Annotated in this window: 13 protein-coding genes and 1 pseudogene; 4 read left to right on the top strand and 10 right to left on the bottom strand. The window is 58.8% G+C overall.

Annotated elements, in window-relative coordinates; all coding sequences use genetic code 11:
• Positions 1-199: 199 nt before the first annotated feature.
• A complete protein-coding gene (locus PSH78_RS00400) occupies positions 200-2392 on the bottom strand; it encodes a TonB-dependent siderophore receptor (RefSeq protein WP_305497814.1) in 2193 nt (730 codons plus the stop codon).
• Between the two features lie 698 nt (positions 2393-3090).
• On the opposite strand from PSH78_RS00400, the gene PSH78_RS00395 reads away from it, so the two are divergent.
• Positions 3091-3786, top strand: a complete 696-nt coding sequence (locus tag PSH78_RS00395) for a DUF1963 domain-containing protein (RefSeq protein ID WP_305497813.1) — start codon at positions 3091-3093, stop codon at positions 3784-3786.
• A gap of 28 nt (positions 3787-3814) precedes the next feature.
• Here the strand turns inward: PSH78_RS00395 and PSH78_RS00390 are convergent, their stop codons facing one another.
• The gene (locus tag PSH78_RS00390; protein WP_305497812.1) at positions 3815-4078 is read right to left on the bottom strand and encodes a hypothetical protein; all 264 of its coding nucleotides are present in this window, start codon (positions 4076-4078) and stop codon (positions 3815-3817) included.
• A gap of 12 nt (positions 4079-4090) precedes the next feature.
• On the bottom strand, positions 4091-4570 hold the full coding sequence (locus PSH78_RS00385) for a hypothetical protein (RefSeq protein ID WP_305497811.1): 480 nt from the start codon (positions 4568-4570) through the stop codon (positions 4091-4093).
• A 447-nt stretch (positions 4571-5017) separates the two neighbouring features.
• On the opposite strand from PSH78_RS00385, the gene PSH78_RS00380 reads away from it, so the two are divergent.
• The 3 genes from PSH78_RS00380 (at position 5018) to PSH78_RS00370 (ending at position 6457) form a co-directional block, all read left to right on the top strand.
• Positions 5018-5356: a DUF6124 family protein gene (locus PSH78_RS00380; RefSeq protein ID WP_305497810.1), complete on the top strand. Its 339-nt coding sequence runs from the start codon at positions 5018-5020 to the stop codon at positions 5354-5356.
• Positions 5357-5727: 371 nt separating this feature from the next.
• Positions 5728-6237, top strand: coding sequence for a hypothetical protein (locus tag PSH78_RS00375; RefSeq protein ID WP_305497809.1), 510 nt, complete (start codon positions 5728-5730; stop codon positions 6235-6237).
• The gene (locus tag PSH78_RS00370; protein WP_305497808.1) at positions 6224-6457 is read left to right on the top strand and encodes a hypothetical protein; all 234 of its coding nucleotides are present in this window, start codon (positions 6224-6226) and stop codon (positions 6455-6457) included. The genes PSH78_RS00375 and PSH78_RS00370 overlap by 14 nt, the downstream gene beginning before the upstream one ends.
• A 12-nt stretch (positions 6458-6469) precedes the next feature.
• Here the strand turns inward: PSH78_RS00370 and PSH78_RS00365 are convergent.
• The 7 genes and pseudogenes from PSH78_RS00365 to def all read right to left on the bottom strand — a co-directional run.
• Positions 6470-6616: pseudogene (locus PSH78_RS00365) on the bottom strand (hypothetical protein); the annotation flags it as partial.
• 103 nt (positions 6617-6719) lie between these two features.
• Positions 6720-7883, bottom strand: a complete 1164-nt coding sequence (locus PSH78_RS00360; RefSeq protein WP_305497807.1) for an ATP-binding protein — start codon at positions 7881-7883, stop codon at positions 6720-6722.
• A gap of 186 nt (positions 7884-8069) precedes the next feature.
• Positions 8070-8381 carry a tetratricopeptide repeat protein gene (locus PSH78_RS00355; RefSeq protein ID WP_305497806.1) on the bottom strand — a complete coding sequence of 104 codons (312 nt, stop codon included), beginning with the start codon at positions 8379-8381 and terminating at the stop codon, positions 8070-8072.
• Between the two features lie 176 nt (positions 8382-8557).
• Complete coding sequence (gene trkA, locus PSH78_RS00350; protein WP_305497805.1) at positions 8558-9931, bottom strand: Trk system potassium transporter TrkA; 1374 nt, start codon at positions 9929-9931, stop codon at positions 8558-8560.
• Positions 9932-9954: 23 nt separating this feature from the next.
• Positions 9955-11265 (bottom strand): 16S rRNA (cytosine(967)-C(5))-methyltransferase RsmB, encoded by a 1311-nt coding sequence (gene rsmB, locus PSH78_RS00345; protein ID WP_305497804.1) that lies wholly within the window; start codon positions 11263-11265, stop codon positions 9955-9957.
• Positions 11262-12221: a methionyl-tRNA formyltransferase gene (fmt, locus tag PSH78_RS00340; RefSeq protein ID WP_305497803.1), complete on the bottom strand. Its 960-nt coding sequence runs from the start codon at positions 12219-12221 to the stop codon at positions 11262-11264. Before fmt ends, rsmB begins: the two co-directional genes overlap by 4 nt.
• Positions 12222-12292: 71 nt before the next feature.
• Positions 12293-12799, bottom strand: coding sequence for a peptide deformylase (gene def / locus PSH78_RS00335; protein ID WP_305497802.1), 507 nt, complete (start codon positions 12797-12799; stop codon positions 12293-12295).
• Between the last annotated feature and the right edge of the window lie 59 nt (positions 12800-12858).

The following is a 12858-nucleotide window of genomic DNA, read 5'->3' as shown; positions in this document are numbered from 1 at the left end:
TATCTGCAACACCCCGATCCCCGTGGCGAGGGAGCTTGCTCCCGCTCGACTGCGCAGCAGTCGCAAAACCAGACAATGCGGTTTGCCTGAAATAATGCAGGGGCCTGCTGCGCAGGCCAGCGGGAGCAAGCTCCCTCGCCACAGGGGGTTGGGTTCCCCTCTTCAGTCTCGGTATTCCAAGCCTTCCTCAGATGAATACTCAGAAATCAACAGTCCCTGAGAACTTCACCAACCGCGGATCACCCTGCGAAAGGTAGCCGCCGTTTGCCGAAGCCCAGTAGTTCTTGTCGGTGATGTTTTCCACGTTGACGCGCAACGTCAGGTCTTTCTCCGCGACCTTCATTTTATAACGTGCGCCCGCGTCGAAACGGTTCCAGGTGGGCAAGCTCAGGTTGTTGGCCTGATCCGCGTATTGCCCGCCAGTGCGCAACATTCTTGCGCTGAGCGCGGCGCCTTCGATACCCGGGACATCCCAATCCACGCTGGCATTGAGCTGGAACGTCGGCACGCCAATGGCGTGATTGCCGTCGTTGCGACCGCCAGCGGTTTTCTTGAGTTCGGACGTCATGCGGGTGCCGCCGGCCATCAAGCGGAGGCCTTCGATTGGCTCGCCGAAAACGCTGATCTCCAGCCCCTTGTTGACCTGCTCACCATCACGCACATAGAGGTTCTGCGCGTTGTCGACGTAACCATCGGAAGGTTTCTCGATGCGGAAAACGCCCAAGTTAGCCCCGAAGGTCTGCATGTCCAACTTGATGCCCGCTTCCAACTGTTTGGTGCGGCCAGGAGGAAAGGCTTGGCCCAGGTTGGTGATGCCTGTACCGGACGCCACTGGCCCTTTTGCAAGGCCTTCGATTCGGTTGGCGTAGAGCGACACGCTTTCCACAGGCTTGTAGACAATGCCGTAGACAGGCGTGGTAACGGCTTCATCGTAGAGCGCGCTACGGCTGCCATCGTTTGCTGCGTTGGCGGCACCGTTTGAGGTGGTGCCATCGTACTTGTAGTTTTCGACACGCAACTGCTGACGACGAACACCATAAGTGACCAGCAATTTGTCATCGAACAAGCCCAACGTGTCGGAAATCGCCAGACTACGGTTACGGGTTTTACCGGTCACCCCGGGATCACCCATTTCACCGCCAGTGCTGGACACCACAGTCGGTTTGGGAAGCTTCGGAGTGTCGTAGAGATTGCTGTTGCCGGTAACGGGACGATAGAACGTGTAGGCGTTTTCCTGCTCGGTCCAGATCGTTGAGCCGCCGATCGCCACCTGATGGGAGACAGGGCCCGTGTCAAAGCGCCCGTTCAACCCGCCACTGAACGAGGTATTGTCTTCGTTGTGCGGAATTTCCGAGCCACCGATCGTCGCTACGCCGTTATTGCCGACCAGTGTCGGTGTGGCGTAGAACCCGGTTTCTCGGGTGTGCTTCACACCGCCAGCCAGGTACGCGGTCCAGTTTTCGTTCAGATCCCAATCGCCACGAACCATGCCGAAGGTGTCTTCGGTTTCGGAATAAGTCCAGTCCTGTCCATAGTTGTGGCTAGCCTGCGGAGCCGTGGGTATGCGGGTGGCGTTGCCAATGTTCACCGAATTGCGCAGTCCATTGATACGCTGTTTCTGATAGCCGAAGTCGGTGGAAACGCGGAAGTCATCACCCCGATAGTCCAAGCCCGCAACGAACAACTTGGTGCGCTGATCCTGGTCGTCGATCGCAGTTTCACCTTCGCGCTGGCTCAGGTTCAACCTGGCGCCAAAGCGGTTGTCCTCGCCGAATCGCTGCCCGATATCCAAATGCTCGCCAACGCGGCCATCGGTGCTGATGTCCTGCGTATAACGACGAGTCGGGACATCCTCCGCGCGTTTGGGCTGCAAGTTGACGCCGCCTCCGAGACCCGAGCCCGTCGGACTGACACCGTTGATAAACGCGTTGGGGCCTTTGAACACTTCGACACGCTCGATCGCATCCGTCGATAGAATCTGACGCGGCAAGACGCCATACAGCCCGTTGTAGGAAATGTCGTCGCCGCTAAGCGGCAAGCCGCGAATCACGAACACTTGGGACTGGTTACCGAACCCATAGGATTGACGCACCGACGGATCGTTGAGAAGCACATCACCCACGTCTTCGGCTTGTTGATCTTCAATCAGCTGCGAGGTGTAACTCGTCATCACGAACGGGACATCCATGTTGTCCTGATTGCCCAACACCCCCATCCGGCCTCCCCTCGCCACCTGACCGCCTGCAAAGGGCGCTGGCAGCGTGTTGGAATTGGCTTTGATCCCATCGGCAGTAACGTCGGTCACCCCCAATTCGATAGGTTCTGCGGCCTGGACAAGAAAACTGACTGAGCAGCACGCGGCAAGCAACGTAAGGCGAGATGGAAATGGCATGGAGTGAGCACCTGCGGGAAAACCGGAATTCGATGTCACTAATGCTAATGATTCGCAGATGGATTATCTATAAGTAGCCCTAAAGATAGGGAAAGCGGTTTGATCAGCGTCAACCCCCGTGGCGAGGGAGCTTGCTCCCGCTCGGCCGGTCCGACGTCTCGGGCGCAGCAGTCGCAAAACCGGCCACTGCGGTTTGCCTGAAGAAATGCAGGGGCCCTGCTGCGCAGCCGAGCGGGAGCAAGCTCCCTCGCCACAAGAGATTGTGTCGAACCGGATACCCAGCCCAACGCCACCCCATTGTGGGAGCGAGCCCGCTCGCGAAGAAAACGCCACGGTTCCAGAGCAAAACAAGCCGCCCGCATCACAAGTAGTCTCTCGCCTACAGACCCTGACCGCCGCCCCTCCGGCAACCCACGCATCCTTGCGCCTTTGCCTACAACCGCACCAGAATCCGCCGGCTTTGCAGCCTTGCCCGCGGACTCTATCGTTTCCTTATCACCGGCCGAGCCGGTATCGATGAGACTCAGGCACGCCAGGAGCCCTCGGGAAAGTCATTGGCCCGGTGTGGGGGGCGCACCTCTTTATCCGTGCAGGACGCTAACGTGGCCCAGCTCGGGCAAAGAAACGCTGCCATCCATTCTCGTACACTGCCCATCTGCGGCCTTAATACCTGTAGCAAAAAGGAGGTTTACATCGCCATGGAAATCCACGAAATCAAGCAACGTCTGGCTCGCCCCGCCGTGAAGCTCATTGCCGGCGGCTTTCGTCCTGCCGGCACCGATGAAGAAAGCTGGCTGGGCAATGTTTTCCTGTTCCGACCGGATGAAGAGGTGCCCGCTAATCAGGCGGGGCAACCGTTGCTCCCCTATGCGCAGTTTTACCTGCCCGCCCTGCCCGTCAACAGCCCTCTGCTAGCAGGCGTTCGTGTGCTGACGGTGTTCATTTCAAACCCGTTCCCCGAGCACTTTGAGCCGATGGGGAACAATTGGGTCATCCGCGAGTACGGGCCGGATGATGTGTTGGTGCGCAAGTCTCTGCCGGTGGCAGGTACATTCCTCAAACCCTTCCCACTGACGGCGCAAGCGGTGCCGGAGGACTTTCCACTGTGGGATGGCGGTGGTGTCCCGGAAGACCTTGAGCAAGCAATCCTCACGCTGGAACGCGCGGGCAAGATCCAGAGCTATTACGACTTGGTCACCCACACCTACGAACACAAGATCGGCGGTTACCCCTCGTTCTGCCAGTCGGGTGTTGATCCGGGTGAAGGCTTCGAGTTTGTGTTTCAGATCTCATCGGACGCCAAGATCAATCTGAACGTGGTCGACAGTGGAAGCCTGATGTTCTGGAAACACAGCGAAACTGGAGAGTGGGCGCTTTATTACGACTTTTATTAGAAGTCGGGGGGCAGATTTATTTTCAGGTTCAATCAGCCCCTTTCTTTCCTACACCAACCTCCTCAAACCGCCGCCGCTTCATGAACAATTCCATCCCTATCACCACGGCAAAAACCGACAGCAACCCCAGATCAAACCCCAACAAGCGGTTCTGACCTGCCACAAAGCAGCCAACCGCACCCGCCGCCATCAACACCACGCCTAGCCACTTGCGTAGCAGATAGGGTTTGAGGAATCGATCGAGCAGAAAGAACACCACCAAGGCAATGACCAATTGAGTAATTTCGGACATGTACGTCTCCGGTCAGGTCTTGATGATCAATGTCGAGAGGGTGCGTTGCGGGCCGATGCCGCCGTTGACCTGCGCCTCGATGCTGACCAGTACGTCGCCCGCACGGTAGGTGGGTAGAAGTTGATTGGTATACGTGCGCACAGCCACCCCTACAGATGCCGCCATGTAAGGGGGGGCCACGGCCTTGGCGGCGGAAGCGAAGGTCGCGGCTGCAAGGGTGGCGATCGTGGTGCGCTGGGCGTTGAAGGCATCGCCCTGTTGTCGGGTCAGCGGCTTGGAGATGCCGATCATCATCAAGCAAGGCAGGCCTCTGGCCTGCATCTTGTCGTAGACCTCGACGACCTTGCTGTTGACTTCATAGTGAGCGTGTTTTGCCTCGCCAAAATGCAGCTCGCGCAAGCGCCCACGTTCGCTGTCGGTGAGGGTGATCTGCGAGACGTTGAAGACGATCCCGTGATTGCCCATGTATTGGAAAGTCCCTTCGAACTTCATCACCCGTATCCTTTTGGGGTAAGGGACAATTCTCTGAAACGGAGGGGTTGGATTCAAATCATTTCGTACTGCTGGACTGGGCAAAACAACCCACCTGCATCGCCAAAACACTGTTCTCCTACAGCCCCCGCCTACAACGTCCAACTAGCTACGCATCCTTGCGCCTTTGCCTACAACTACGCCAGAATCCGCCGGCTTGTGCGCCTTGTTCCTGGGTTCTATTGTCGTCCTGCCACTGCCCATCAGTGGTCGGGTTTAGTAGCCCGGTTCACATCTCGGTTGTACAAGCTCTATCAGTCAGGTTCTGCCTGTTCTTGATGGTGGCTGTGTGCATGGCGCCCTCGGGCGCGCCGGGTTTGGTGTGATCACCGGTCTACTAACTTGCGCACAGCCGCCACCCTTCCGTTTAGTAGCGAGATGGTGCGGCCTACTATGAGGGTCACACCGATGGTCAAGATCACCCCGAATCCGCCAGAAGCAGATTCCACTTCTACCTCTGAAAAATTCAAAGCCAAGCAGCAAGACGAAACCACCGAACCGAAACCGGAAAGATCCCAAGACGACCTCAAGCCGGGGCAGCTATACACCGTCGTGGAAGGCCTCGATAACGAATGCCTGCTCGCCAACCTCAGTGAGACGCTGGCTTCGGCTGATGCGATGGTGAGTGATCTGGCGTTTGATCTGGACGGTGCGAGGCGTCATGTGGCGCTGGGGATTCAGCAGTTGATTGAGCTGAGTTCGTTGTTGGCGGATAGGGTGTTGGATAACGTGGAGCCGCGGCGGTAGGATTTAATTTCAACGGAACCCGACGTTTTGCGTCGGGTTTTCTTCCCTCCGTGGAAACAGTCGTGAAGCTACGGTGCGGGCCAATACAGCGATTGACCTGCACCTCGATGCTGACTAGTAAGTCGCCAGCATGGTAAGTAGGCAGCATTTCATTGGCATACATACGCGAGCCGAGCGCATTGGATTCAAATTAACTCTATGCCGCTGCCACAAAGCGAGGCTCTTGAGAATTATCTGTAGGACAACCGGATCGAACTCCTTTCCGGAAACTTTAAGTGACAAACAACCCGCCTAAACCGGAGTCGTCCATTATGTAAATCTCTATTTCTGAATGAAACTCAAGGCCTTGTGAATTCATCAAGGATTGAAGAATGGAGTTCGATAAGTATCAGTTCACCACCCATCACGGAATCACTTTCTGCGTAAGCCGTTTCACCGTCATGTCCGCAGACAGAGGCGGGCTCAGAACGCTGTATTTTCGCGAGGCGAAAGCGGCCAACTTTGAAGTCATCCGATTGCTGGTGGAGCTCTATGACAAGATGCTCGCCAGGAATTTGCCTTGTGTCATGAACGTCGGAATTTCCAATCCCCTGACTCGTAGCCAGGGGGATTTGCTCAATGAGCAACGCACGGATCTTCTCGCCATTACCACTGGGATTTTTACGGGCGTGGCTGGTCAAGTGCCAGGCATCGGTAAAGTTGTCGCACCAGCAGCAGGCTACTTAGGTCGAAGGTGGGCCAAGGACCTGTTACCGACCTATCACACTGGCGATGTAATCGTCAGCCTGGGTGCTCAAGTCAGCGGCGGTATCGGGCCACAGCGCTCAACTTCGTCCATCATCATTCAATCCCGAGGAAACATAAGCTATGAGTCTCAATAGTCAGTATGTACTGGCCGGTTTGGGGATCCTGCTGCTGCATGTTTGTGTGAGACGCTACGTGCTCAGGGTGCGACTGGGGATAGCCCTGGTTTGCTTGGGTTTTTTGGTGATATTTGTGTTGCCGTCATTCATTGGCAGCATTGATGTCGGGCTCTTTGCGATTGCAGCAATAGCGGCGGGATCGGGGATGCTCTCCAGTCGAAGGCTGTACGAGAAGTGATGGTGGCCGCTCCTATCGATCCAGTTTTTTGAGAAACACGGTTATTTCTTTTTCGGCTTGTTTGTCGCCGTGGGCTCGAGCGGCTTCCAGGCCTTGTTCCCAGGCTTGGCGGGCCGCGGCGGCATCGCCTTGGCCTTGATGGGCCTTGCCCAGTAGCTTCGGGAAACGGGGACAGACCACGATTATGAGACAGGTCGATACAGGTGAGCCCAAATCGTGGTCCGTCCCCCGGTTCCCTCCCCTCATCACGCATTGCTGACCTTCATTCCTGGCGACGCATGAATTCTGCAAAAAGGGGGACTGTAAAATTCAGATATCCGTGATCTGTGCTGTAGATCATCCCCTTTGAAATGATGTTGGCCCGAGTCGGTCCCAGCGATGATTGAGAACGTCCCATCGCCTTCGCAATATCAGCGATGGCGTAAGGGCCGTCGCCGAGCGACGACATAGTCTTCACAAACTGCACTTCAGAAGGTGTAAGCCGATCAATGCGGACCCTGAAGAAACCTGCATCAAGAGAAGCTAATGTTTCGGAATAAGAATGGTCGACATCATCAAGCGTAATTTCAGGCCCCTCGGCGATGTTCCATGCCGTGGATGCCCACTCTTGAAGAAAGAACGGATAGCCCTGCGTCCGATCAACAATGCTGTCCAGCGCTGCAGCGTGGATAGAAGCCTCCTCCTCCAAGATCGGCTTTTGAACGGCTTGAGTCGCAGACGGTTGATCAAGCGCCCCCACCTCGGGGTAAAGGAAAAGCCGCTCGGCATATGACTTCGCCTCACCCGCCAGCCGAGCAACTTGCGGAAGACCTGCACCGACCAGCAGAACCGGAAGCCCTTCTTGCGACATGCGATGGATAGAGACAATCAGTGCCGATAGATCTGCTTCGGTGAGGTATTGGACTTCATCAATGAGAAGAATCCAGCCTTTGCCGGCGGCCTGTGCCGCTTCACCTATTACAGTAAAAAGGTCTGGAAGATCGTATTGAAGATTTCCGCTATCCGCGAGTCCAGGCTCAGGCTCAATACCAATCTCAATACCTCCAACATCGATCTTGAAGATTGATGCAAAGCTACGGAGTCCTTTCAGCCCACGATTAGCAATTTGCTTGGCGGCATCAACGCTTGAAAGCGCGCGCATGACCTTTCGCATTTCAGGATAAAGAAGACGTGCGAGGCTTTCACGTTCTGGCGACTCTACCTTGGAAACGAGAAGGCCTTCCTCCCTCGCAATTCTTCCTATTTCATTCAACAGGACCGTCTTACCCGTGCCCCTTAAGCCAAGGAGCATGATGGAACGAGCACTTCGCCCATTGAGGGCTCGTCCACAGGCAACTCTTGCTGCCTCAAGAATCAAGTCGCGTCCCGCCAATTCAGGGGGCCTGCTGCCCGCGCCGGGCGCAAACGGATTACGGTAGGGATCCATGCTGGCCTCAAAATAGCAAATTCTACAGAAAGATAGCTAAAGCTAGCTGATCTTGCTAGCTGTAGCTATACATCAATAGCATTCAGTAGAATCGGATTTGTTTCTAATGTTTTTTATGAGTGCTGCTCACTGGAGCGCCAGCCCGGTCAAGCGGGAGCAAGCTCCCTCACCACGGGTGCGTGGCGTTCAGGGATGGCGATCCAGCTTTTTCAGAAACACAGTCATTTCCTTTTCCGCCTGCTTGTCACCATGAGCCCGGGCGGCTTCCAGGCCTTGTTCCCAAGCTTGGCGGGCGGCCGCCGCATCGCCCTGACCCTGATGCGCCTTGCCCAATAGTTTCCAGGCTGCCGAATACTTGGGGTCGAATTCGACGCAGCGTTGGAGGTGTTCGGCGGCGCGGGGGAATTCACCGAGGTCGAGGTAGCCTTTGCCGAGGCCGAAGCGGAGAAGGGAGTTGTCCACGCCCTTGGCGAGCATTTTTTCGAGGGAGTCGAGCATGGGGGCGTCCTTATCGGTTGGGTCAGGGGTTGAGCGGTTGGCTGCTGGATAGCTTTCGCGAGCAGGCTCGCTCCCACAGAGGATCTCCATCGTTCACAGATGTTGTGAACAACATGGCCCCCTGTGGGAGCGAGCCTGCTCGCGATGAGGCCATGACTGCCACTGCACAGCCCGGATCAGAAGAAACTCAACCCCACGTGGAACAGCTTCTCGACATCACGAATGTGCTTCTTGTCCACCAGGAACAGGATCACATGGTCGCCGGTCTGGATGGTGGTGACGTCGTGGGCGATCAGTACCTGTTCGTCGCGGATGATCGCGCCGATGGTGGTGCCCGGCGGCAGGCCGATGTCGCGGATGGCTTTGCCGATCACTTTGCTCGACTTGGCATCGCCATGGGCGATCGCCTCGATGGCTTCGGCCGCGCCGCGGCGCAGGGAGTGGACGCTGACGATGTCGCCGCGGCGCACGTGGGCGAGCAAGGTGCCGATGGTTGCCAGTTGCGGGCTGATGGCGATGTCGATGTCACCGCCCTGGATCAGGTCGACGTAGGCCGGGTTGTTGATGATGGTCATGACCTTTTTCGCGCCCAGGCGTTTGGCCAGCAGCGAGGACATGATGTTGGCTTCGTCGTCGTTGGTCAGGGCGAGGAAGATGTCGGCATCGGCGATGTTTTCTTCCAGCAGCAGGTCACGGTCCGACGCACTACCTTGCAGCACCACGGTGCTGTCGAGGGTGTCCGAGAGGTAGCGGCAACGTGCCGGGTTCATCTCGATGATCTTGACCTGGTAACGGCTTTCGATGGCTTCGGCCAGACGTTCGCCGATCTGCCCGCCGCCGGCGATGACGATGCGCTTGTAGTTCTCGTCGAGACGGCGCATTTCGCTCATGACTGCACGAATGTTCGCCTTGGCGGCGATGAAAAATACCTCGTCGTCCGCTTCGATCACCGTGTCGCCCTGGGGCAGGATCGGTCGGTCACGGCGGAAAATCGCCGCGACCCGGGTTTCCACATTCGGCATGTGCTCGCGCAACTGGCGTAGTTGCTGGCCCACCAGCGGGCCGCCGTAGTAAGCCTTGACCGCCACCAGTTGGGCCTTGCCCTCGGCGAAGTCAATCACCTGCAACGCGCCGGGATGCTCGATCAGGCGCTTGATGTAGTTGGTCACCACCTGCTCGGGGCTGATCAGCACGTCCACCGGGATCGCTTCGTTGTCGAACAGGTCGGCGCGAGTCAGGTAGGCCGCTTCACGCACCCGGGCGATTTTGGTCGGGGTGTGGAACAGCGTGTGGGCGACCTGGCAGGCGACCATGTTGGTTTCGTCGCTGTTGGTCACGGCCACCAGCATGTCGGCGTCGTCGGCACCGGCCTGGCGCAGCACCGTCGGCAAGGAGCCACGCCCTTGCACGGTGCGGATGTCGAGACGGTCGCCGAGGTCGCGCAGGCGCTCGCCGTCGGTGTCGACCACGGTGATGTCGTTGGCCTCGCTGGCCAGATGTTCTGCCAGCGAACCGCCGACTTGCCCTGCACCGAGGATGATGATTTTCATCCAGCCACTCCTATCGAATCGGTTTAACCGCGTGCGGCGGCAATCTTGATCAACTTGGCGTAATAGAACCCGTCATGCCCGCCCTCCTGGGCCAGCAACTGGCGGCCATGGGGCTGCTTGATGCCGGCCTGGGTGGCGATGTCCAACTCCCGTGCACCCGGCGTGCGGGCGAGGAATGCTTCGATCACGTCGGTGTTCTCGGTCGGCAAGGTCGAGCATGTGGCGTACAGCAGCATGCCGCCAACCTCGAGGGTCAGCCACAGGGCGTCGAGCAGTTCCCCTTGCAGTTGCGCCAATGGGGCGATGTCGTCCGCCTGACGGGTGAGCTTGATGTCCGGATGCCGGCGGATGACGCCAGTGGCCGAACAAGGTGCGTCCAGCAGGATGCGCTGGAATGGCTTGCCGTCCCACCACGCAGCGGTGTCGCGGCCATCGGCGGCGAACAGCTCGGCATCCAGGCCCAGGCGCGCGAGGTTTTCCTTCACCCGCACCAGGCGCTTGGCTTCCAGGTCCACCGCCACCACACCGGCCAGTTTCGGCTCGGCCTCAAGGATGTGGCAGGTCTTGCCGCCAGGGGCGCAACAGGCGTCCAGCACCCGTTGGCCCGGCGCCAGTTCCAGCAGGTCGGCGGCCAGCTGCGCGGCTTCGTCCTGGACGCTGATCCAGCCGTCGGCGAAACCTGGCAAGGCACGGACGTCGCCCGGGGTTTCCAGGATGATGCCGTCGCGGCTGTATTGGCACGGGATGGCCGGGATGCCGGCTTCGCCCAGCAACGCCAGGTAGGCATCGCGAGTGTGATGACGGCGATTGACCCGCAGGATCATCGGCGGATGGGCATTGTTGGCCGCGCAGATGGCTTCCCATTGCTCGGGCCAGAAGGCTTTCAGGGATTTCTGCAGCCAGCGCGGATGGGCGGTGCGCACCACCGGGTCATGCTCCAGTTCCGCCAGCAGGGTTTCGCTTTCCCGTTGCGCGCGGCGCAGCACGGCATTGAGCAGCGCCTTCGCCCACGGTTTTTTCAGTTTGTCGGCGCAACCCACGGTTTCGCCGATGGCGGCGTGGGCCGGAACGCGGGTGTAGAGCAATTGGTAGAGCCCCACCAGCAGCAGCGCCTCGACGTCGGCGTCAGCGGCTTTGAACGGCTTCTGCAGCAACTTGGCCGCCAAGGCCGACAACCGTGGTTGCCAACGGGCGGTGCCGAACGCCAGGTCCTGGGTGAAACCGCGATCACGGTCTTCGACCTTGTCCAGTTGGGTCGGCAGGGAACTGTTGAGCGAAGCCTTGCCGCCGAGCACGGCGGCCAGTGCCTTGGCGGCGGCCAGACGCGGGTTCATGAAGCCTCCGCCGCTTGGCCAAGGACGGTGCCGACGGCGAATTTCTCACGGCGGCTGTTGAACAGATCGCTGAAGCCCAGCGCCTTGCCGCCGGGCAATTGCAGTCGGGTCAGGCACAGCGCCTGCTCACCACAAGCGACGATGAGGCCGTCCTTGCTGGCGCCGAGGATTTCACCCGGTGCGCCCTTCCCTTCGGCGCGGCTGGCAGCCAGGACTTTCACGGCTTCGCCGTTCAACGTGCTGTGGCAGACCGGCCAAGGGTTGAAGGCGCGCACCAGGCGCTCCAGTTCGACGGCCGGGCGGCTCCAGTCGATGCGGGCTTCGTCCTTGTTCAATTTGTGCGCGTACGTGGCGAGGCTGTCATCCTGCACTTCGCCTTGCAGCGTGCCGGCAGCCAGGCCCGCGATGGCCTCGACCACGGCCGGCGGGCCGATCAGCGCGAGGCGATCATGCAGGCTGCCACCCGTGTCTTCGGCGCCGATAGGCGTGCTCACCTTGAGCAGCATCGGCCCCGTGTCCAGGCCGGCCTCCATGCGCATCACGGTCACGCCGCTCTCGGCATCGCCGGCCTGCACCGCGCGCTGGATCGGCGCCGCACCGCGCCAGCGCGGCAACAGCGAAGCGTGGCTGTTGATGCAGCCCAGGCGCGGGATATCCAGCACCACTTGCGGCAGGATCAAGCCGTAGGCGACCACCACCATCAAGTCTGGCTTCAGCGCGGCCAGTTCGGCCTGGGCTTGCGCATCGCGCAGCGTCGGCGGCTGCAACACCTGCAGGCCATTCTCCAGCGCCAGTTGCTTGACCGGGCTGGGCATCAGTTTCTGTCCACGACCGGCAGGGCGATCCGGCTGGGTATAGACCGCGACGATTTCATGAGGGCTGGCCAGCAGGGCCTTAAGGTGTTCAGCGGCAAATTCGGGGGTGCCGGCAAAGACGATGCGCAGTGGCTCAGTCATGGGAAGCTCTCAATTACAAAGCAGTCGCAAAAAGAAAAAGGCTTGCCGCGGCAAGCCTTTTAAGAAGGGCATCAAGCGTTCTGGCGATGGATCTTTTCCAGTTTTTTCTTGATCCGGTCACGCTTGAGATTAGACAGGTAATCGACGAACAGCTTGCCGTTGAGGTGGTCGCACTCATGCTGGATACACACCGCCAACAGGCCCTCGGCGATCAGCTCGTAAGGCTTGCCGTCGCGGTCCAGGGCCTTGATCCTGACCTTCTGCGGACGGTCGACGTTTTCGTAGAAACCGGGCACCGAAAGGCAGCCTTCCTGGTACTGCTCCATCTCGTCGGTCAGGGTTTCGAACTCTGGGTTGATGAACACCCGCGGCTCGCTGCGGTCTTCGGAGAGGTCCATTACAACGATGCGCTTGTGCACGTTGACCTGGGTCGCGGCGAGACCGATGCCGGGCGCCTCATACATTGTTTCAAACATGTCATCGACCAACTGGCGCACTTCGTCGTCCACTACGGCCACCGGTTTGGCGATGGTGCGCAGGCGCGGGTCCGGAAATTCGAGAATGTTCAAAATGGCCATAAGCTTGATAAATGCACGTGTGAAGTAAGGTCGGGTGGCTGGCCTGGCGTGTCTTGGAA

It is taken from the genome of Pseudomonas sp. FP198, from assembly GCF_030687895.1.
Lineage (GTDB): Bacteria > Pseudomonadota > Gammaproteobacteria > Pseudomonadales > Pseudomonadaceae > Aquipseudomonas.
This window is presented reverse-complemented; position numbering and strand designations above follow the sequence as displayed.